An 18,367-nucleotide genomic window follows, 5' to 3' on the forward strand; every position below is an offset into this window, starting at 1 on the left:
GCGCAAAGCTGAACTAGAGGACCTGTTTCATGGCTGGCACCGTCAACCACGACTATCATATTCTTCCCCCCAGCATCTGGCCGCTGGTCGGCGCCGTCTCGGCGATGACCATGCTCGGCGGCGCGGTGCTGTGGATGCACGACTATGCCTATGGCGGCCTCGTGTTCGGCGCCGGGCTGATCGGCGTCCTGTTCACCATGTTCAGCTGGTGGTCGGACGTCATCAAGGAAGCCAATGGCGGCGACCATACCCCCGTCGTGCAGCTGCACCACCGCTACGGGATGATCCTCTTCATCGCCTCCGAGGTGATGTTCTTCGTGGCCTGGTTCTGGGCTTATTTCGATGCCTCGCTCTTCCCCAGCGCGGTCGATGCGGTGGGCGGCGAATGGCCCCCCGCCGGGCAGGAAGTGCTCAACCCCTTCGGCTACCCGCTGCTCAACACGCTGATCCTGCTGTGTTCGGGCACCACCGTGACCTGGGCGCACCACGCGCTGATCCACGGCGATCGCGAGGGGCTCAAGCGCGGGCTGCTCGCCACCATCGCGCTCGGCCTCATCTTCTCGGCGATCCAGGCGTTCGAATATGCGGTCGCGCCCTTCGCCTTCTCGACCGAGGATGGCGGCAACATCTATGGCTCGACCTTCTACATGGCGACCGGTTTCCACGGCTTCCACGTCATCGTCGGCACGATCTTCCTGATCATCTGCTACCTGCGCGCGGTGAAGGGCGACTTCACCCCCAAGCAGCATTTCGGGTTCGAGGCCGCCGCCTGGTACTGGCACTTCGTCGACGTCGTCTGGCTGTTCCTCTTCGCCACCATCTATGTCTGGGGCGGCTGGGGCGCGACCTATCACTAGGCACGAGGCGCCGGGGCTGGCCCGTGCCAGCCTCGGCGGCCGCTGCCCGCGCTGCGGCGCCAAGACCCTGTTCGAGGGGCTCCTGACCTTCGCGAAACGCTGCCCCGCCTGCGGGCTCGGCATCGGCGAATACAATGTCGGCGACGGTCCCGCCGCCTTCCTCATCCTCATCCTCGGCACCGTGATCGGGGCGGCCGCGATCGGGCTCGAGCTCGCGCTCGCGCCCGCCTGGTACGTCCACCTCGTCTGGGTCCCGCTCGTCATCGGGCTAGCCATCCTCGGGCTGCGCCTCGGCAAGGCGGCGATGCTGTTCCAGGAAGTCCGCAACGAGGCGCGCGAAGGACGGCTGTCGCGATGACCCGCACCCGGATCGTCCTCGGCGCCATCGTCACCGCGATCGCGGTCGCGATCATGATCGGGCTCGGCTTCTGGCAGCTCGACCGGCTCGAGGAGAAGCGCGCGCTGATCGCGGGCTATGCGCAGGCGGTCGACCAGCCGCCGATCGCCTATCCCCCGGTGCCGACCGCCGACCCCCCGCTCTATCGCCGCAGCGCGCTGACCTGTCTCGAGGTCACCGGCTGGCGCCACCAGGCGGGGGCCAATGCGGCGGGGCAGCCGGGCTATGTCCATGTCGCCGACTGCCGCCTCGGGGCCGAGGGGCCCGGTGCCGCCGTCGAGATCGGCTGGAGCCGCGAGCCGACCGCGGGCACCGACTGGCAAGGCGGCCCGGTCGAGGGCGTGATCGGTCCCGACGAACGCTATCGCTATCGCCTCGTCGCCGACGAGGGGCTCGCGGGGCTCGAGCGCTCGGCACCGCCCTCGCTCGCGGCGATCCGCAACAATCATCTCGCTTATGCGGTGCAATGGTTCGCCTTTGCCGCGATCGCGCTAGTGATCTTCGCGCTCGCGACCCGCAAGCGGCGGCGGGAGGGCGCGTGACCGACCTCCTCACCCTCGTGACCGAGCCGTGGGACGACTATGCGCTGATCGACAGCGGCAACGGGCGCAAGCTCGAACGGTTCGGCCCGATCCGCACCATCCGTCCCGAACCGCAGGCGATGTGGGCGCCGGCGGACAGCGACTGGGACGCGCACGCCGAGTTCGTCCCCGCCAGCGACGCCGAGGGCAAGGGCCGCTGGCAGCACTATCGCGACGTCCCCGACCAGTGGCCGCTCAAGCGCGGCAACGTCGCCTTCAACGCGCAGCTCACCCCCTTCCGCCACCTCGCCTTCTTCCCCGACATGGCGCCGCAATGGGACTTCGCGCGGGAGCGACTGGGCGCGGGCACGAGCGCGCTCAACCTGTTCGGCTACACCGGGGTCGGCACGCTGCAGATGAGCGACACCGGCGCCGAGCTGGTCCATGTCGACGCGAGCAAGAAATCGGTCGAGGGCGCGCGCGACAATGCGGCGCTCAGCGACATGGCCGACCGCCCGATCCGCTGGCTGGTCGAGGATGCCGGCAAGTTCGCCGCGCGCGAGGTGCGGCGCGGACGCCGCTACGACGGCATCATGCTCGACCCGCCCAAGTTCGGGCGCGGCCCCAAGGGCGAGCGCTGGGAGATCGAGACCGGGCTCGCGCCGCTGCTCGAGGACTGCGTCAGCCTGCTCGACGATCGCAGCCGCTTTTGCATCCTCACCGTCTACGCCGTGCGCCTGAGCGCGCTGGCGATCGGCGAGCTGCTGCGCCAACAGGCCGCGCACCTGCCCGGCCGCGTCGAGGTGGGCGAGATGGGGGTGCGCGAGGAACGGCGCGGGCTCGTCCTGCCGACCGCCATCTTCGCGCGTTACGTGCGCGACTAGCCCGCGCGGCGCCTAGGCCTCGCGCAGCGCCACACCCGCGACGAACGGGCTCGCCGCCGACAGCAGCAGCGACACCGCGCCTAGCAGCGCCATCGCCCCCGCCTCGCCCTGCGCCGCGCCGGTGCCGAAGATGAGGACCGGCACGCCGAGCGGCAGGACGAGCAGCCCGGCCAGCGCCCCGGCGCGCGCCAGCCCCGCGGTCAGCGCCGCCGCCATCAGCCCCAGCCCGGCCAGCGCCGGGGTCCCGACCAGCAGGCTGGCCGCGAGCCGTGGCATCACCGCCTCGCCGAGCCCGAGCAGCGCGGCGGCGGGGAGCAGCGCGACGAGCAGCGGCGGGGCGAAGGCGAGCCAGTGCCCGGCCAGCTTGGTGAGCGCGATCCATTCGCACGAGACCCCGCGCAGCCGCAGTTGGTCGATCGTCCCGTCGGCCAGGTCGGGGGCGACCAGCCGGTCAACCGGCAGCAGCGCCGCGAGCAGCGCCGCGATCCACAGCATGCCCGGACCCACCGCGCCGAGCAGCCCGGCATCGGGGCCGGTGGCGAAAGGCACGAGCGTGGCCACGAGGAGGAAGAAGACGATCGGCAGCCCGATCCCGCGCCCCAGCGCGCGGCGCCATTCGCGGGCGACCAGCGGCCCCGTCACGGCTGCATCTCGTGGCCGCGCCAGTCGGGCCCGAGCGACTGGTGCGAGGCCGCCAGCACCGCGCCGCCGCGCGCGCGATGGTCGGCGATCAGGCTGGCCAGCCGGTCGCGCGAGGCGCGGTCGAGCCCGTCGGCGGGCTCGTCGAGCAGCCACAGGCTCGCCCCGCTCGCCGCCACCCGGGCCAACCCCGCGCGGCGTTTCTGCCCGGTCGACAGATAGCCCACCGGCACCTCGGCCAGCCCCTCCAGCCCGAGCGCCTCGAGCGCGGCGTCGAGCCGCGTTTCGGCCGCGTCGAGCGCCGCCCAGAACGCCAGCGCGGCGCGCAGCGGGCGCTCGGGTTCGAGCGCGAGCCGGTCGTCGGCGAGCGCGAGCGGACGGCTCACGACCCGCCCTTGCGCGGGCGCGAGCAGCCCCGCGGCCACGCGCAGGAGCGAGGACTTGCCGACCCCGTTGGGGCCGCTCAGCAGCATCGCCTCGCCGGGCGCGAGTTCGAACGACAGGTCGGCGAACAGCTCGCGGCCGGCGCGGCGGCAGGTCACCCGTTCGAACCGCAGGTGCGGGATCATGCCAGCTCCTCGAGCGCGTGCATGTCCTCGTCGGAAAAGCCGAAATGGTGCCCGATCTCGTGGATCAGCACATGCGCGATGAGATGCTCGAGCGTCTCGTCGCCGCGCTCGATCCATTCGAGCAGGATCGGCAGGCGGAACAGTCGCACCTTGTCGGGCAGCGTGCCCGAATGCTCGATGCTCCGCTCGGTCAGCGGCAGCCCCTCGTAGAGCCCGGTCAGCTCATAGGCGTCCTCGATCCCCATCTCGGCGAGCGTCTGCGCGTCGGCGAAATCCTCGACCAACATGACCACGTCGCCCAGGTGGCGGGTGAAGTCGGCGGGCAGCCGCGCATAGGCCGCGCGCGCGATCGCTTCCATCTCGGCCGCCGAGGGCGCTGGTCCAAAGGCTCGCTCCATCGCCTCGAGCATTGGCGAAGCGCGCGCGCCCCCGCAACCCTTGCTTGAACGCGCCTCGCGCTTGGGCTAGGCGCTCCCCACAGGTGCGGAGCGGTGGCCGAGTGGTCGAAGGCGCACGCCTGGAAAGTGTGTATACGGCAACCCCGTATCGTGGGTTCGAATCCCACCCGCTCCGCCATTTCCCTTTCACCTGCCCGCGCGCGGGCGATCCCGCTGGCACCCGCCGGCATGCGGGTGGTTCCCCCCGATCCCGCCGCTTTCCCCCCGTCGGCGGCTGCGCTAGAAGCGTCGCATCGAGATGAACCGTCCTATCACCCATCCCCTGACCGGCTGGCGTCCCGACCGCTGGCGCGACTTTCCCGCCGAGCAGTTGCCGACCTATGGCGATGCCGACGCGCTCGCGGCGGTCGAACGACGGCTCGCGGCGGCAGCGCCGGTCGTCCCCATCGCCGAGATCGGCGCGCTCGAGCAGCGCCTCGCCGCGGTCGCGGCGGGGCGCGCCTTCCTCCTCCAGGGAGGCGACTGCGCCGAAAATTTCGACGACGCCATCGCCCAGCGGGTGGCCCGGCTGGCGCGCCTGTTCGATGCGATGGCCGCGCCGATCGAGGCCCGCACCGGGCGCGCGGTGGTCCGGGTCGCGCGCCTCGCCGGGCAGTTCGCCAAGCCCCGCTCGGCCTCGAGCGAACAGCGCGGGCGGATCGAACTGCCCGCCTATCGCGGCGACATCATCAACGGGCAGGGCTTTTCGGGGCCCGAACGCGCGCCCGACCCCGAACGGATGATCCAGGCGCATATCCAGTCGGTCGGCACCGCGGCCACGCTGGCCGCCGCGCGCCACGGCTGCGCGCCCATCTACACCAGCCACGAAGCGCTGCTGCTGCCCTACGAGGAGGCGCTGGCGCGGCGCGACGCCGACGGGCGCTGGTGGGCCACCTCGGGCCATTTCCTGTGGCTCGGAGATCGCACGCGCCAGCTCGAGGGCGCGCATGTCGCTTTCCTTGAGGGGGTGGCCAACCCGATCGGGGTCAAGTGCGGCCCGGGGCTCGCGCCCGACGCGCTGGCCGCGCTGGTCGACCGGCTCGACCCCGCCGAGCGCCCGGGGCGGCTCACCCTCATCGTCCGGCTCGGCGCCGACCGGGTCGAGGCACAGCTGCCCGCGCTATTCGCCGCCGCGCGCGGGCGGGCGGTGAGCTGGATCGTCGATCCGATGCACGGCAACACCGAGAAGGTCGAGGGGCGCAAGCTGCGCCGCTACGACCGGATCCTGCACGAGGTCCGCAGCTTCTTCCGGCTCGCGCGCGCGGGGGGGGTCGTGCCCGGCGGGATCCACCTCGAGATGAGCCCCGATGCGGTCACCGAATGCCTCGGCGGCGGCGGCCCGGCCGCGGTCGCCGACCTCGACCGCGCCTACCGCACCGCCTGCGATCCTCGCCTCAACGGCGATCAGGCGCTTCGATTGATAACCGATCTGGAACAGACGCTTTGACCCCGCTGACCGCTCACCCCTCGCCCCGCTTCGGGGGCGACACCGCGCTGCCCGGCGACAAGTCGATCAGCCATCGCGCGCTGATCCTCGCCGCGCTCGCCTCGGGCACCAGCCGGATCAGCGGGCTGCTCGCCAGCGACGACGTCGCGGCGACCGAGGCCGCGGTCGCGGCGCTGGGCGCGCGCGTCGAGCGCGATACCGACGGGGTGGTCCACGTCACCGGGGCCGAATGGCGATCGCCCTCGGGCCCGATCGACTGCGGCAACAGCGGCACCTCGGCGCGGCTGCTGATCGGCGCCGCGGCGGGGTTCGAGGGGCTCGCCGCCACCTTCATCGGCGATGCCAGCCTGTCGCGCCGCCCGATGAACCGCATTGTCGACCCGTTGCGGCGGATGGGGGCGAGGATCGAGGGCGGCGAGACGCTGCCGCTCGAGCTCGTCGGCGCGCGGCTCGGGGGGATCGAGCACGAGAGCCCGGTCGCTTCGGCGCAGGTCAAGTCGGCGATCCTGCTCGCCGGGCTGCGCACCGAGGCCCCGGTGCGCGTCATCGAGCCCCGCCCGAGCCGCGATCACAGCGAGATCATGCTGGCGCAGTTCGGAGTCGAGGGCGCGGTCGAGGAGGTCGAGGGGGGAATCGCCATCGCGCTCGGCGCGCGGCGCGACCTCGTCGCCACCGACATCGCGGTGCCCGGCGACCCGTCGTCGGCGGCCTTCGTGTGGGCCGCCGCGGCGATGATCCCGGATGCCAGCGTCACCACCCGCGGGGTGCTGGTCAACGGCACGCGCACCGGGTTCCTCGAAAAGCTCGAGGCGATGGGCGCGCGGGTCCGGCTGGACCATCACTATCTGTGCTCGGGCGAACCCGTCGCCGACGTCACCGTCGCGCACGAGCGGCTCGAGCCCGTGCAGGTCGGCCCCGACGAGGTGCCCGCGGTGATCGACGAGCTGCCGATGCTCGCCTGCGTCGCGGCGATGGCCGAGGGCGAATCCTGCCTCGAGGGGATCGGCGAGTTGCGGGTCAAGGAAAGCGACCGGGTCGGCGCGGTCGCGGCCGGGCTGACCGCCAACGGCGTGACCACCTTCGCGACCGAGGACAGCCTCAGGATCCTCGGGCGCGGCGAGGTGCCGGGGGGGCGGATGGTCTCGACCCGCCACGACCATCGCATCGCCATGGCCTTCCTCACTCTCGGGCTGGCGGCGCGGCGCGCGATCACCGTCGACGATGCCGACCCGATCGCGACCAGCTTTCCCGAGTTCGCCGAGGTCATGCGCGGGCTCGGCGGGGGGATCGCGGCGCCATGAGCCTCAACCATTTCGGCCATCTGCTGCGGCTGTCCACTTGGGGCGAAAGCCACGGCCCCGCGATCGGCGGGATGCTCGACGGCTGCCCCCCGGGGGTCGCGCTCGACGAGGCGCATGTCCAGACCTTCCTCGACCGGCGCCGCCCCGGGACCGGGCGCAACGTCACCCCGCGTCAGGAGCCCGACCGCGTGCGGCTGCTGTCGGGCCTCTACGAAGGCCGTACCACCGGTACCCCGATCGCCTTCATGATCGACAATGTCGACGCGCGTTCGAAGGACTATCCCGCCGACGCGCCCTATCGCCCCGGCCATGCCGACTACAGCTACGACGCCAAATATGGCTTCCGCGACCCGCGCGGCGGCGGGCGGGCCTCGGCGCGCGAGACCGCGATCCGCGTCGCCGCCGGCGCGATCGCCCGCCTCGTCATCCCCGATGTCCGCATCGCGGCGCGCGTCACCGCCATCGGCGGCGAGGACGATAGTGCCAAATGGGAATCAATGCTTGATCAGGCGCGAACCGATGGGGATAGCCTCGGCGCCTTGGTCGAGGTCGTCGCCGCGGGTGTCCCGATGGGCTGGGGCGCGCCCGTCTATGCCAAGCTCGATGCCGCGCTCGCCGGGGCGATGATGTCGATCCCGGCGGTCAAGGGCGTCGAAATCGGCGCAGGCATGGCCGCCGCCGCCGCGCGGGGTTCGCAGAACGCCGACCCGATGCGCGCGGGGGCCGAGGGGCCCGCCTTCACCGCCAACCATTCGGGCGGGGTCGCGGGCGGCATCTCGACCGGGCAGGACGTGATCGTGCGCATGGCCTACAAGCCGACCAGCTCGATCCGCACCCCGGTGCCGAGCGTCAATGCGGCAGGCGAGGAGGTCGAGGCCTCGACCCGCGGCCGCCACGACCCCTGCGTCGGCATTCGCGGCGCCCCCGTCGCCGAGGCGATGATGGCGCTCGTCCTCGCCGACCATTTCCTGCTGCACCGCGCGCAATGCGGCGGCGGCTGAGCGCGCTGTCCTACAGCGCGCGAACGGGCTAGGCTGGCCCCGCTCCTTCTCCCGCGCCGGCCCCCGAGAGTTCCCGAAGTGGACGAAGTGGACACATTGGACATGCCGTCCCGCTGCGGTCAGCCGGCGCGCGCCCGCAACGCCCGCTGCGCCATCGGCATCGCCAGCATCGTCGACAAGACCGCCATCAGCAGCAGCGCGGTGAAGGCGGTCGAGCTGATTACCCCGCGGTCGAGCAGGATGTTGGCGAAAATGATCATGATCAGAGCCTTGGTCTGCAACAGCCAGCCGACCAGCCGCGCCTCGCCGCTCGCCCAGCCGAGCAGCCGCCCCGCGAGCCACACCCCGAGCCGCTTGCCCGCCACCGCGGCGACGAGCAGCGCCAGCGCCACCGCGATGACGTCCAAGCCGCCCATCTCCCAGCGGGTGCGCAGCCCGGTGGAGAGGAAGAAGACCGGCATCAGCAGCGTGAGGATGCGGTCGCGCCATTCATCGATCACCGGCACCCCGAACCATTCGGCCTCGAGCACCGCCCCGGCGAGGAAGGCGCCGACCATGTAATGCAGCCCCGCCCAGTCGGCGCCGAGCGCGACGAGCAGCAGCCAGGCCAGCGCCAGCGGGATGCGGTCGCGCTCTGCGGCCCTTGCGAACAGCCGCCGCGCCGCCACCGTGGCGAGCGCGAACAGCAGCGCGAACACCGCCTGCCGTCCCAGCATCTCGGTGTCGACGAGGATCAGCGCGAGCAGCGCCCAGACGACGAGGTCGTCGAGGCTGGCATAGCGCAGGATGCGCTGGCCGAGCGGGCTGCGCAGGATCTGCAATCTCTCGAGGAACAGGAGCAGGATCGGCAGCGCGGTGACGCTGCAGGCGAGCCCGATGCCAAGCAGGAACTGCCAGCGCGCCGCCTCTCCCATCCACAAGGCATCGCGCATCACCAGCGCCGCCACCCCTGCGCCCATCAGGAAGGGCACGAGCAGCGCGAGCCCCGCCGTCGTGCCCGTATCGCGCCGCTTGGCCCAGGCGTCGGGCAGGTCGAGTTCGAGCCCGGCGACGAACACGAACAGCATCACCGCCCATGACGCGATCCCGCCCAGCGCGCCGAGCACCGCGGGGGTGAAGACCGCCTCGTGCACCACCGGCAGCGCCGCGCCGAGCAGCGCCGGCCCGGCCAGCACCCCGCCGACGATCTGCACGACGACCAGCGGCGCCCAGCTGCGCTGCCCCAAGGCCCGCCACGCGAGCCACGGCAGCGTGTAGATCGCCAGCATGGCGACGAGGAAGGCGGTCGCCTCGCTCACCTCAGCGCGCCCGGCTCAATGGCACTTGAACCGGTCGAAGGGTTCGAGACAGTCCTTGCACTGCCATTGCGCCTTGCACGGCGTCGAACCGAAACGGCTAATTTCCTTGGTGTTATGCGAACCGCATTGCGGGCATTCGACCGTCTCCGAGCGGCTCGGCGGGGCGATGCCATAGGCCTTGAGCTTGTCGTGCCCCGCCGCGCTGATCATGTCGGTCGACCAGGGCGGGACCAGCCGGTGCTCGATCCGCACCTCGCGAAAGCCGTGGGCATCGAGCGCTTCGCGCACCGATTCCTCGATTGCGACCGTCGCGGGGCAGCCCGAATAGGTCGGGGTGATGATCACCTTCACCCCCTCGGCATCCTCCTCGATGCCGCGCACGATGCCGAGATCGACAACCGAGACGACCGGGATCTCGGGGTCGGGGACCCCGGCCAGCACCGCCTCGATCGCCGCCCGGTCCATCGCGCTACACCCGCTCGAGCGCCAGCGCGATGCCCTGTCCGACCCCGATGCACATGGTCGCCAGCGCCCGTTGCGCCCCGCCGCGCTGCAATTCCTCGGTCGCGGTCAGCGCGAGCCGCGCCCCGCTCATCCCCAGCGGGTGGCCGAGCGCGATCGCGCCGCCATTGGGGTTCACATGTTCGGCATCGTCGGCGAGCCCGAGTTCGCGCATCACCGCCAGCCCCTGCGCGGCGAAGGCCTCGTTGAGTTCGATCACCCCGAAATCGTCGATATGCAGCCCCAGCCGCTCCATCAGCTTGGCGCTCGCGGGCGCGGGGCCGATCCCCATGATCCGCGGCGGCACCCCGGCGACCGCGCCGCCGAGCACCCGCGCGCGCGGCGTCAGCCCGTGGCGCTTCACCGCCGCTTCGGACGCGACGATCAGCGCGGCGGCGCCGTCATTGACCCCGCTCGCATTGCCCGCCGTCACCGTCCCATCGGGCTTGACGATGGGGCGCAGCCCCGCGAGCACCTCGAGGCTCGAAAGCCGCGGATGCTCGTCCGCCTCGACGAGGATCGGGTCGCCCTTGCGCTGCGGGATCGCGACCCCGACGATCTCGGCCGCCAGCCGCCCGTTCTCCTGCGCCCGCGCGGCGCGGAGCTGGCTTTCGTGCGCGAACCTGTCCTGGTCCTCGCGGCTGATGCCATAGTCCTCGGCGACATTCTCGGCGGTCTCGGGCATCGAGTCGATGCCATATTCGGCCTGCAGCCGCTTGTTGACGAAGCGCCAGCCGATGGTGGTGTCGTAGATCGCATTGTCGCGGCTGAAGGCGCGCTCGGCCTTGGGCATGACGAAGGGCGCGCGGCTCATCGATTCGACCCCGCCGGCGATGACGAGGTCCGCCTCGCCCGCCTTGATCGCCCGCGCCGCCATGCTGACGCAATCGAGCCCCGACCCGCACAGCCGGTTGACCGTGGTCCCCGGCGCGGTGTCGCCGAGCCCGGCGAGCAGCGCGGCCATGCGCGCCACGTTGCGATTGTCCTCGCCCGCCTGGTTGGCGCAGCCCATGATGACATCGTCGAGCATCGCCCAGTCGACGCCGCCGTTGCGCTCCTTGAGGGCCTTCAGCGGCACGGCGGCGAGGTCGTCGGCGCGCACGCTCGACAGCGCCCCGCCGAAGCGCCCGATCGGGGTGCGGATGGCATCGCAGATGAACGCGTCTTTCATAAACTCTCCTTTGCCCGGTCGGCATTGGCGCAAATCACGCCGCCTATGCAAGCCGCGCGCGCGGGGCTAGCCTGCCCCGCATGACCGACAACGAATGGCACGAGCGCGGCGATGCACTCGAACGCGTCTTCACCTTCGCCGATTTCAGCGCGGCCTTCGCCTTCCTGTCGCGGGTGGCGATGCTCGCCGAGAAGATGGATCACCACCCCGAGATCCACAATGTCTGGAACAAGGTGACGCTGCGGCTGACCACGCATGACGCGGGCAACACGGTGACCGAGCGCGACCGCCGCCTCGCCGCCGCGATCGACCGGCTGGTCGCATGAGGTCGCGGCTGCCCCCGCTCCCCGGCGCCGCGATCGATGCGGCGATCGCCGCGGGGCTCGTGTGGTTCTTCGCCGCGATCGTGTTCGAGCGCCCCGACAGCGCCCCCGAGATGGCGGGCGTGGCGGCGGTCGCGGTCTTCCTCGTCGAGTTCGCCCGCCGCTCGATCCCGGCGCGCAAGTGACCGGCGGGGGGCCGCGTTCGCGCGGTCGCCATTTTGACGCTTGCAACATGGATCAAGCTTCGACACACTGGCCCGCATGATGACCAGGCCCATCGTCCTTGCGCACAAATCGCCCGCCGCCCTCGCGGTGACGGCGATCTATGCCTATGGGCGCGCGGTGGACACGGTTTGATCATCTAGACGACATCATCCCGGAACCACCGCCCGCCAGGCTCCCAGCCTCGGCGGGTTTTTTGTTTTCGGCACAACAGGAAGAAAGGCACGAGATCATGTTCCAGTCCCGTATCGCCCCCCCGGCCAAGACCGACTGGCGCGCCTATCTCGTGACCGAGCGATGGGCGCGCTACACGCTGCAGGACCATGCGACCTGGGATCGGCTGTTCGAGCGCCAGCTGCGCGCCTATCGGCACGACTTCGTCGCCCCCTTCCTGCGCGGGATCGTCCGGCTCGACCTGCAGCGTCCGGGCATTCCGCGGCTCGACACGCTGAGCGACCGCCTGGAAGCGCAGACCGGCTGGCGGCTCGTGCCCGTCGCGGGGATCGTCCCCGACGCGGCCTTCTTTTCGATGCTCGCCGACCGCCGCTTCCCGATCGGCAATTTCATCCGCGACGGGCGCCAGCTCGACTATCTCGAGGAGCCCGACTGCTTCCACGACATCTTCGGCCATGTGCCGCTGCTCAGCCACGCGCCGATGGCGCAGGCGATGCAGGCGATGGGGCACCTCGGGCTCGCCGCCTGTGCCGCCGGGCGGGGCGAGGAAATGAGCCGCCTCTACTGGCATACGGTCGAGTTCGGGCTGGCGCGCGAGGACGGGGCGCTCAAGCTGTGGGGGGCGGGGCTCGCCTCCTCCTTCGCCGAGGCGCGCCACGCGCTCGAGGCGGCGCTGCCGCGGCCGCGCTTCGCGCTCGGTGCGGCGCTGGCCACCCCCTATCGCTCGGACCGCTTCCAGCCGCTCTATTTCGTCTCCGACAGCGTGGAGGACAGCTGCGCGCGGATCGCCGAGCTGACGCTCGAGGCGCTGGCAAGCCTTGGCGAGGGCGAGGCGCCCGGCTATGCGCGGGAGGATGAGCGGATGGCGCAAATTTGAGGAGGGGGGCGATCCGCGCAGCCTGCGCGACGCCTTCGGCAGTTTCGCGACCGGGGTCACGGTGGTCACCTGCCGCGATGCCGACGGCACCCCGCACGGGCTCACCGCCAACAGCTTCACCAGCCTCAGCCTCGATCCCCCGCTGCTGATCGTCTGCCTCGCCAAGGTGACGACCAGCGCGGGGCCGCTCACCGAGAGCGAGCGGTTCGCGGTCAACGTGCTGCGCACCGAACAGCGCCCCGCCTCGATCACCTTCTCGACCCCCGCGGGCGACCGCTTCGGCAAGACGCGGTGGGAGGAGGGGCTCGGCGGCGCGCCGCTGCTGACCGGCAGCCTCGCGATGTTCGAATGCGCGCGCCACGCGGTGCACGACGGGGGCGACCACTGGATCCTCGTCGGGCGGGTCGAGCGCGCGCGCTTCGAGGAAGGCCCCGACCCGCTGCTCTATTTCCGCGGCCGCTACCGCCGGCTCCACTTCGACGACTAGCGCGCGAGCAGGAAGCCCAGGAGGCAGGCCCCGAGCGACAGGACGAGCGTGCCCGCGACATAGGCGAGCGCCAGCCCCGCCTGCCCGCGTTCCCACAGGGTGAGCGTATCGAGGCTGAACGCCGAGAAGGTGGTGAACCCGCCGAGCAGCCCGGTGACGAAGAACAGCTTGGCGGGCTGCCCCACCCCTTCGAGCGCGCCGACCGCGATCCCGATCGCGAGGCTGCCGACCACGTTGACCGCCAGCGTGCCGACGGGAAAGCCGTAGCCGAACCAGGCCAGCGCCCACTTGCCCACGCCCCAGCGGGCCAGCGCGCCGAGCCCGCCGCCGAGGAAGACCGCGAGCGCGTGGCCCATCAGTGCGCGGCCTCGCCCTTCCGGACCGGCGCGCCCCCGCCATGGAGCGGATGGTGGCCGAAGATCCGGGTGACGACCTGGACGATGATGAAGCCGAAGACGAGCCCGGTCAGCGCCGCGCCCAGCGTCTCCATGATCCACACGCCGACCCCATTGTCGCCCGCCACCGCGACCGCGAGGTCGTGGTTCCATTCGTAGAGGAAGCCGAGCACGTGCAGCTCGTGGAAACCGTGCAAGAGGATCGAGCCGCCGACCCACAGCATCGCGGCGGTGCCGATGATGCTCAGCGCCTTGAGGAGCTTGGGCACGAAGGCGATCATCCCGCGGCCGAATTTCTTCGCGATCCCGTTCTCGCGCTGCGCGAGGTGCAGCCCGATATCGTCGAGCTTCACGATGATCGCGACCGAGCCGTAGACGATGACCGTGACCGCCACCGCGACCACCGCCAGCGCCCCCGCGCGCATCCAGAGATTGTCGACCATCCCGCCCGCGGTCAGTTCGTTCAGGGTGATCGCCATGATCTCGGCCGACAGGATGAAATCGGTGCGCACCGCCCCCGCGACCTGCCGCTTCTCGAGCTCCTCGGGGCTGTCGCAGGCGGCGAGCGTCGCCTCGCCATGATGGTCGCCGGTCAGCGCCTCGAGGATCTTCTCGGTCGCCTCGAAGGCGAGGAAGCCACCCCCGAGCATCAGGATCGGGATGATCAGGAAGGGCGCGAACTCGGAAAGCAGCAGCGCGGCGGGGAGCAGGAAGACGAGCTTGTTCTTGAGGCTGCCCAGCGTGATCTTGCCGATGATCGGCAGTTCGCGGCTCGGGTCCAGCCCGGTGACGTAACGCGGGGTCACCGCGGCATCATCGATGATCACCCCCGCGGTCTTCGACCCGGCCTTGCCCGCGGCGGCGGCCACGTCATCGACGCTGGCGGCGGCAGTGCGCGCGATGAGTGCGACGTCGTCGAGCAGTGCGACCAGTCCCGATGGCATTGGCGAGGCCCCTTGTTCAGCTAGCAAGGCCCACGGGGTGCCAGCCGCGATGCCGCGCGTAAAGCCCCTTGGGCTCAGCGGCGCTCGACCGCGATCCGCGCGCTCGAGCCGAGCCGGTCGAGCAGCGCCCCGGCCGCCGCGTCGCCCGCGCCATGCGCGGCGAGGAACAGCCGCGTGAAGGCCGCGAGGCTGGGCGCGACCGGCTGGTCCATCCGCGCGAGGTCGTGCCCGCCCGCCTCGACGACCAGCAGCAGCTTGTCGCCGGCGCGCGAGGTGTCGAAGGCGAGCCGGTGATCGGTCCAGCGCGGGGCATAGGCCGGATCGGCATCGGCGGTCCCGGTGATGAGCAGCAGCGGCACGTCGAGCCCGGCATAGGCCTGCGGGTCGATCACCTGCTCCATCGCCCCCGCGGTCGAGAAGGCGATGACCCCCGCGACCGGCGGCCCCTCGAGCGGCGGGCCGAAGCGGGTCCGTGCGCCCGCGCCGAGCAGCGCCATGAAGCTCCCGAAACTGTGCCCCGCGAGCAGCATCGGGCGGTCGGGATACTCGGTCGCGAGCATCGCGCGCAGTGCCTGCATCGTCTCGACCCGCGCCCTGAAGCCCCCTTGCAGGTCATAGTCGGCGCGCGCGGGATGCTCGATGCTGTCGACGGGCATCGCGGCAACCACCGCCCAGCCCGCATCGCGCCAGCCGTCGAGCAGCGCGGCATAGCGCGCCGGGTGCGCCCCATGACCGTGGCCGAACAGGATCGTGCCCGTCGGCTCGCCCGCGGGCGTCCAATGGTAGAGCGCGACCGTGCGCTCGCCGATCGCGATCGCGCCCTGCCGATCCTGCGCGAGCGCGGGGGATGCGGCGACCATGGCCGCAAGGATAAGGAGGAAACGCATCACGAAGGCTCCGGCAAGCAGGACGATGCGCCCGCACATACAATGTGCTTCGCCCTTGCCAACCCCCCCTCCGACACGGCACAGGCTGCGCCATGCTTTCGATCGATTTCATCAAGAACAACCGCCCCGCCGTGCGCGACGCCATCGCCGCCAAGAATGTCGACCTCGACCTCGACGCGCTGCTCGCGCTCGACGCCGAGATCCGCAGCGCTAAGACCGAGATCGACCAGCTGCGCGCCGAGCGCAATCGCATCTCGGGCATGTTCAAGGACGCCGCGCCCGAGGAGAAGGCCGCGCTCGGCAAGAAGGCGAAAGATGCGGGCAAGCGCGCGGGCGAACTCGAAAGCGGGCTGGGCGAGAAGGTCGAGGCCTTCAACGCCATGATGCTGCAGATGCCCAACATCCCGTGGGAAGGCGCCCCCGTCGGCCCTGGCGAGGAGGACAATGTGGTCGTCCGCACCGAGGGCACCCCGCGCGACTTCCCCTTCGAGCCGCTCGACCATGTCGCGCTGCTCGAGAAGAACGACTGGGCCGACCTGTCGCGCATCACGCAGGTCTCGGGCAGCCGCACCTACTGCCTCAAGGGCCGCCTCGCGCTCTTGGAACAGAAGCTCATGGCGTGGGCGCTCGAGGAAATCATGGGCAACGGCTTCGAGCCGATCACCCTGCCCGCGATCGCGCGCGAGGAAGCCTTCGTCCGGCAGGGCCAGTTCCCCGGCCACCGCGAGGAAACCTACGAGCTCGAGAAGGACGACCTGTTCCTCGCGGGCACCGCCGAGGTGGCGCTGACCGGCCTCCATTCGGGCGAGATCCTCGAGGAAAGCCAGCTGCCCGTCCTTTATGCGGGCTATTCGCCCTGCTTCCGCCGCGAGGCGGGCAGCGCGGGGCGCGACGTGCGCGGGCTGCTGCGCGTCCACCAGTTCGTCAAGGTCGAGCAGTTCGTCATCTGCCAGGCCGACGAGGACGTCTCCGCCGAATGGCACGAGAAGCTGCTGAGCGCCGCCGAGAAGCTGCTGCAGGCGATGGAGATCCCCTACCAGGTCATCGAGACCTCGACCGGCGACATGGGGCTCGGCAAGTATCGCATGAACGATCTCGAAAGCTGGGTGCCGAGCTTGAACAAGTATCGCGAGACGCACAGCTGCTCGACGCTGCACGACTGGCAGGCGCGCCGCGCCAAGCTTCGCTATCGCAACAGCGAGGGCAAGGTCGTGTTCGCGCACACCTTGAACAATACCGCGCTCGCCTCCCCGCGCATCCTCGTGCCGCTGCTCGAGAACCACCAGACCGAGGACGGGCGCGTGCGGCTGCCGCAAGGCATTCGCCACCTCATGGGCGGCGATGAGTATCTCTGACGATCGCCGCTCGGCGCTCAAGGAAGGCGAGGGCGAGGAGGTCCCCAGCCTGTTCGCGCGCGTCATCGACGTCGCCAACCACCTGGGGCGCATGGGCCGCCACATCGGCCATCTCGGCCCGCGCGGCCCCGAGAACGGCCCACCCGCCTTGGTCATCCCGGGCTTCATGTCGAGCGATCGCACCACGCTCGAGCTCAGGCGCTTCCTCGCCCGCGACGGCTGGCGCGTCCACGGCTGGAAGAACGGCCAGAACCTCGGCGCCTACGAGGGCCTGCTCGACGATCTCCAACGCCGCCTCGACGAGGTGGCGGGCGAGGACAAGGCGTTGCTCGTCGGCTGGAGCCTCGGCGGCGTCATGGCGCGCGAACTGGCGCGCTCCCGCCCCGACAGGGTGCGCGCGGTGGTTACCCTCGCCTCGCCCTTTTCGGGCCACCGCAAGCTCAACAATGTGTGGAAGCAATATGAGCTGGTCGCGGGCCATCCGGTCGACGACCCGCCCGTGCCCCAGTCGCCCGACAAGCCGCCGGTGCCGACCATGAGCATCGTCGCCGAGAAGGACGGGCTCGTCGCCCAGCGCGCGCAGATCGGGCTGCGCGAGGAAACCGACCGCGTCGTCACCCTGCCGTGCGGGCACATGCGGATCGGCAAGTCGCGCCCGATGCTGCGCCGGGTGATCAAGGAGATCCACGACTTCGTCCCCCACTGATCCTCGCGCGCGGTCGCCCGGTCGTGTGGGAACTTCCCTTGTTACGGGGGTTTATCGATCCCACATGGGAAAGATGATCTGGCAGCGCGACCAGCAGGCGGCCGAGCCTTCGGACCGCATCCATCCCGACGACATCGCCCCGTCGGCGTGGGAGCGGACGCGCGAAGTCCTGTGGCAGTTTCCCCGCTACATGTCCTCGTGGGGCCCGATCGAGCCCGTCGGCCCCGAGTCCGGCCCCCCCGCGCTCGTCCTGCCGGGCTTTCTCTCGTCCGATCGCTCGACCAGCCAGATCCGCGGCGCGCTCGGCCGCTACGGCTGGCGCGCGCATCCGTGGGAACTGGGCACCAACAAGGGCGCCTATGCCGGTCTCCTCGAGACGCTCGAGGAACGGCTCGACCAGGTCGGCGAGGGGCGCAAGGTGCTCGTCCTCGGCTGGAGCCTGGGCGGGCTCTATGCGCGCGAACTCGCCCGCCACGCCCCGCACAAGGTACGCGCGGTGGTCACCCTCGCCTCGCCCTTCTGCGGCGACCTCAAGAGCAACAACAATGTCCGCTGGCTCTACGAATGGGTCGCCGGGCACGACGTCAACGAACCGCCCTTCCCGCGGCTCGAGGACAAGCCCCCGGTGCCGACGATGGCCTTCTGGAGCCGCCGCGACGGGATCGTCGCGCCGCGCGCCGCGCGCGGCGACGAATGCCACTCCGACCGCGCCATCGAGATCGACACCCACCATATGGGCTTTGCCGTCTGGCGCCCCGCGCTCAGCCGCATCATGGCGCACGTCAACGACTTTATCCACGAGGTCGAGGGCGCGGTCCCGGCGCGGACCCGCCGCCAGCAGCGCGCGTTCGATCGCGCCGCCCGCCGCGCCGCCGCCGAGTCGGCGCGCCGCCCCTGAGCCCGGGCCCCCAAGAGCCCCCGTTCGCCCCCCGATTTTCCGCCAGATTTGACTCGCGGGCCCGCCCTGGGCGACA

General features: G+C 71.1%; 23 protein-coding genes and 1 tRNA gene. 15 read left to right on the forward strand and 9 right to left on the reverse strand.

From position 1 onward, the window contains the following. Positions 1-29: 29 nt before the first annotated feature. From L8951_RS04250 to L8951_RS04265, 4 genes are read left to right on the forward strand one after another with little or no spacing between them, the layout of a single operon-like run. Complete coding sequence (locus L8951_RS04250; RefSeq protein ID WP_244381772.1) at positions 30-857, forward strand: cytochrome c oxidase subunit 3; 828 nt, start codon at positions 30-32, stop codon at positions 855-857. Further along, a complete protein-coding gene (locus tag L8951_RS04255) occupies positions 823-1,215 on the forward strand; it encodes a DUF983 domain-containing protein (protein WP_244381773.1) in 393 nt (130 codons plus the stop codon). Before L8951_RS04250 ends, L8951_RS04255 begins: the two co-directional genes overlap by 35 nt. After that, positions 1,212-1,796: an SURF1 family protein gene (locus tag L8951_RS04260; protein ID WP_244381774.1), complete on the forward strand. Its 585-nt coding sequence runs from the start codon at positions 1,212-1,214 to the stop codon at positions 1,794-1,796. Before L8951_RS04255 ends, L8951_RS04260 begins: the two co-directional genes overlap by 4 nt. Next, positions 1,793-2,659 (forward strand): class I SAM-dependent rRNA methyltransferase, encoded by an 867-nt coding sequence (locus L8951_RS04265; RefSeq protein ID WP_244381775.1) that lies wholly within the window; start codon positions 1,793-1,795, stop codon positions 2,657-2,659. Before L8951_RS04260 ends, L8951_RS04265 begins: the two co-directional genes overlap by 4 nt. Positions 2,660-2,671: 12 nt before the next feature. On the opposite strand, the gene L8951_RS04270 is transcribed toward L8951_RS04265, so the two are convergent. The 3 genes from L8951_RS04270 to L8951_RS04280 are packed head-to-tail and all read right to left on the reverse strand — an operon-like array spanning position 2,672 to position 4,265. Then, positions 2,672-3,301 carry a heme exporter protein CcmB gene (locus tag L8951_RS04270; protein ID WP_244381776.1) on the reverse strand — a complete coding sequence of 210 codons (630 nt, stop codon included), beginning with the start codon at positions 3,299-3,301 and terminating at the stop codon, positions 2,672-2,674. Then, positions 3,298-3,867, reverse strand: a complete 570-nt coding sequence (gene ccmA / locus L8951_RS04275) for a heme ABC exporter ATP-binding protein CcmA (RefSeq protein ID WP_244381777.1) — start codon at positions 3,865-3,867, stop codon at positions 3,298-3,300. The genes L8951_RS04270 and ccmA overlap by 4 nt, the downstream gene beginning before the upstream one ends. Next, positions 3,864-4,265, reverse strand: a complete 402-nt coding sequence (locus L8951_RS04280; RefSeq protein ID WP_244381778.1) for a metallopeptidase family protein — start codon at positions 4,263-4,265, stop codon at positions 3,864-3,866. The genes ccmA and L8951_RS04280 overlap by 4 nt, the downstream gene beginning before the upstream one ends. 87 nt (positions 4,266-4,352) lie before the next feature. On the opposite strand from L8951_RS04280, the gene L8951_RS04285 reads away from it, so the two are divergent. The 4 genes from L8951_RS04285 (at position 4,353) to L8951_RS04300 (ending at position 8,053) form a co-directional block, all read left to right on the forward strand. After that, positions 4,353-4,443 (forward strand) — tRNA-Ser (locus L8951_RS04285). A 120-nt stretch (positions 4,444-4,563) separates the two neighbouring features. After that, positions 4,564-5,751 carry a 3-deoxy-7-phosphoheptulonate synthase gene (locus tag L8951_RS04290; protein ID WP_244381779.1) on the forward strand — a complete coding sequence of 396 codons (1,188 nt, stop codon included), beginning with the start codon at positions 4,564-4,566 and terminating at the stop codon, positions 5,749-5,751. Beyond that, the gene (gene aroA / locus L8951_RS04295; RefSeq protein WP_244381780.1) at positions 5,748-7,052 is read left to right on the forward strand and encodes a 3-phosphoshikimate 1-carboxyvinyltransferase; all 1,305 of its coding nucleotides are present in this window, start codon (positions 5,748-5,750) and stop codon (positions 7,050-7,052) included. Before L8951_RS04290 ends, aroA begins: the two co-directional genes overlap by 4 nt. Beyond that, positions 7,049-8,053 (forward strand): chorismate synthase, encoded by a 1,005-nt coding sequence (locus L8951_RS04300; RefSeq protein ID WP_244381781.1) that lies wholly within the window; start codon positions 7,049-7,051, stop codon positions 8,051-8,053. Before aroA ends, L8951_RS04300 begins: the two co-directional genes overlap by 4 nt. A gap of 119 nt (positions 8,054-8,172) precedes the next feature. On the opposite strand, the gene L8951_RS04305 is transcribed toward L8951_RS04300, so the two are convergent. The 3 genes from L8951_RS04305 to pcaF are packed head-to-tail and all read right to left on the reverse strand — an operon-like array spanning position 8,173 to position 11,023. Next, entirely contained in the window at positions 8,173-9,351 is a 1,179-nt protein-coding gene (locus L8951_RS04305; RefSeq protein WP_322597124.1) for a cation:proton antiporter, read from the reverse strand. Positions 9,352-9,366: 15 nt separating this feature from the next. Further along, positions 9,367-9,816 (reverse strand): 1,2-phenylacetyl-CoA epoxidase subunit PaaD, encoded by a 450-nt coding sequence (gene paaD, locus L8951_RS04310; RefSeq protein ID WP_244381782.1) that lies wholly within the window; start codon positions 9,814-9,816, stop codon positions 9,367-9,369. 4 nt (positions 9,817-9,820) lie between these two features. Then, on the reverse strand, positions 9,821-11,023 hold the full coding sequence (pcaF, locus tag L8951_RS04315) for a 3-oxoadipyl-CoA thiolase (RefSeq protein WP_244381783.1): 1,203 nt from the start codon (positions 11,021-11,023) through the stop codon (positions 9,821-9,823). Between the two features lie 80 nt (positions 11,024-11,103). Here pcaF and L8951_RS04320 point away from each other — a divergent pair, with 80 nt between their 5' ends. The 4 genes from L8951_RS04320 (at position 11,104) to L8951_RS04335 (ending at position 13,106) form a co-directional block, all read left to right on the forward strand. Further along, positions 11,104-11,349 (forward strand): 4a-hydroxytetrahydrobiopterin dehydratase, encoded by a 246-nt coding sequence (locus L8951_RS04320; RefSeq protein WP_244381784.1) that lies wholly within the window; start codon positions 11,104-11,106, stop codon positions 11,347-11,349. Continuing rightward, a complete protein-coding gene (locus L8951_RS04325; protein WP_244381785.1) occupies positions 11,346-11,531 on the forward strand; it encodes a hypothetical protein in 186 nt (61 codons plus the stop codon). The genes L8951_RS04320 and L8951_RS04325 overlap by 4 nt, the downstream gene beginning before the upstream one ends. A 269-nt stretch (positions 11,532-11,800) precedes the next feature. Then, entirely contained in the window at positions 11,801-12,619 is an 819-nt protein-coding gene (locus tag L8951_RS04330; protein WP_244381786.1) for a phenylalanine 4-monooxygenase, read from the forward strand. Further along, positions 12,597-13,106: a flavin reductase family protein gene (locus L8951_RS04335; RefSeq protein WP_244381787.1), complete on the forward strand. Its 510-nt coding sequence runs from the start codon at positions 12,597-12,599 to the stop codon at positions 13,104-13,106. The genes L8951_RS04330 and L8951_RS04335 overlap by 23 nt, the downstream gene beginning before the upstream one ends. Here the strand turns inward: L8951_RS04335 and crcB are convergent. The 3 genes from crcB to L8951_RS04350 all read right to left on the reverse strand — a co-directional run bounded on the left by crcB (position 13,103) and on the right by L8951_RS04350 (position 15,332). Beyond that, entirely contained in the window at positions 13,103-13,462 is a 360-nt protein-coding gene (crcB, locus tag L8951_RS04340) for a fluoride efflux transporter CrcB (RefSeq protein ID WP_244381788.1), read from the reverse strand. The genes L8951_RS04335 and crcB overlap by 4 nt on opposite strands. Next, complete coding sequence (locus tag L8951_RS04345) at positions 13,462-14,445, reverse strand: DUF808 domain-containing protein (RefSeq protein ID WP_244381789.1); 984 nt, start codon at positions 14,443-14,445, stop codon at positions 13,462-13,464. Before L8951_RS04345 ends, crcB begins: the two co-directional genes overlap by 1 nt. A gap of 74 nt (positions 14,446-14,519) precedes the next feature. Then, a complete protein-coding gene (locus L8951_RS04350) occupies positions 14,520-15,332 on the reverse strand; it encodes an alpha/beta hydrolase (protein WP_244381790.1) in 813 nt (270 codons plus the stop codon). Positions 15,333-15,424: 92 nt separating this feature from the next. Here L8951_RS04350 and serS point away from each other — a divergent pair, with 92 nt between their 5' ends. From serS to L8951_RS04365, 3 genes are all read left to right on the forward strand, one after another. Continuing rightward, positions 15,425-16,687: a serine--tRNA ligase gene (gene serS / locus L8951_RS04355; RefSeq protein ID WP_244381791.1), complete on the forward strand. Its 1,263-nt coding sequence runs from the start codon at positions 15,425-15,427 to the stop codon at positions 16,685-16,687. After that, entirely contained in the window at positions 16,674-17,393 is a 720-nt protein-coding gene (locus L8951_RS04360) for an alpha/beta hydrolase (protein WP_244381792.1), read from the forward strand. The genes serS and L8951_RS04360 overlap by 14 nt, the downstream gene beginning before the upstream one ends. Positions 17,394-17,457: 64 nt before the next feature. Continuing rightward, positions 17,458-18,291, forward strand: a complete 834-nt coding sequence (locus L8951_RS04365) for an alpha/beta hydrolase family protein (protein ID WP_244381793.1) — start codon at positions 17,458-17,460, stop codon at positions 18,289-18,291. Positions 18,292-18,367: the final 76 nt, after the last annotated feature.

This window comes from Sphingomicrobium astaxanthinifaciens (assembly GCF_022865105.1).
GTDB lineage: Bacteria > Pseudomonadota > Alphaproteobacteria > Sphingomonadales > Sphingomonadaceae > Sphingomicrobium > Sphingomicrobium astaxanthinifaciens.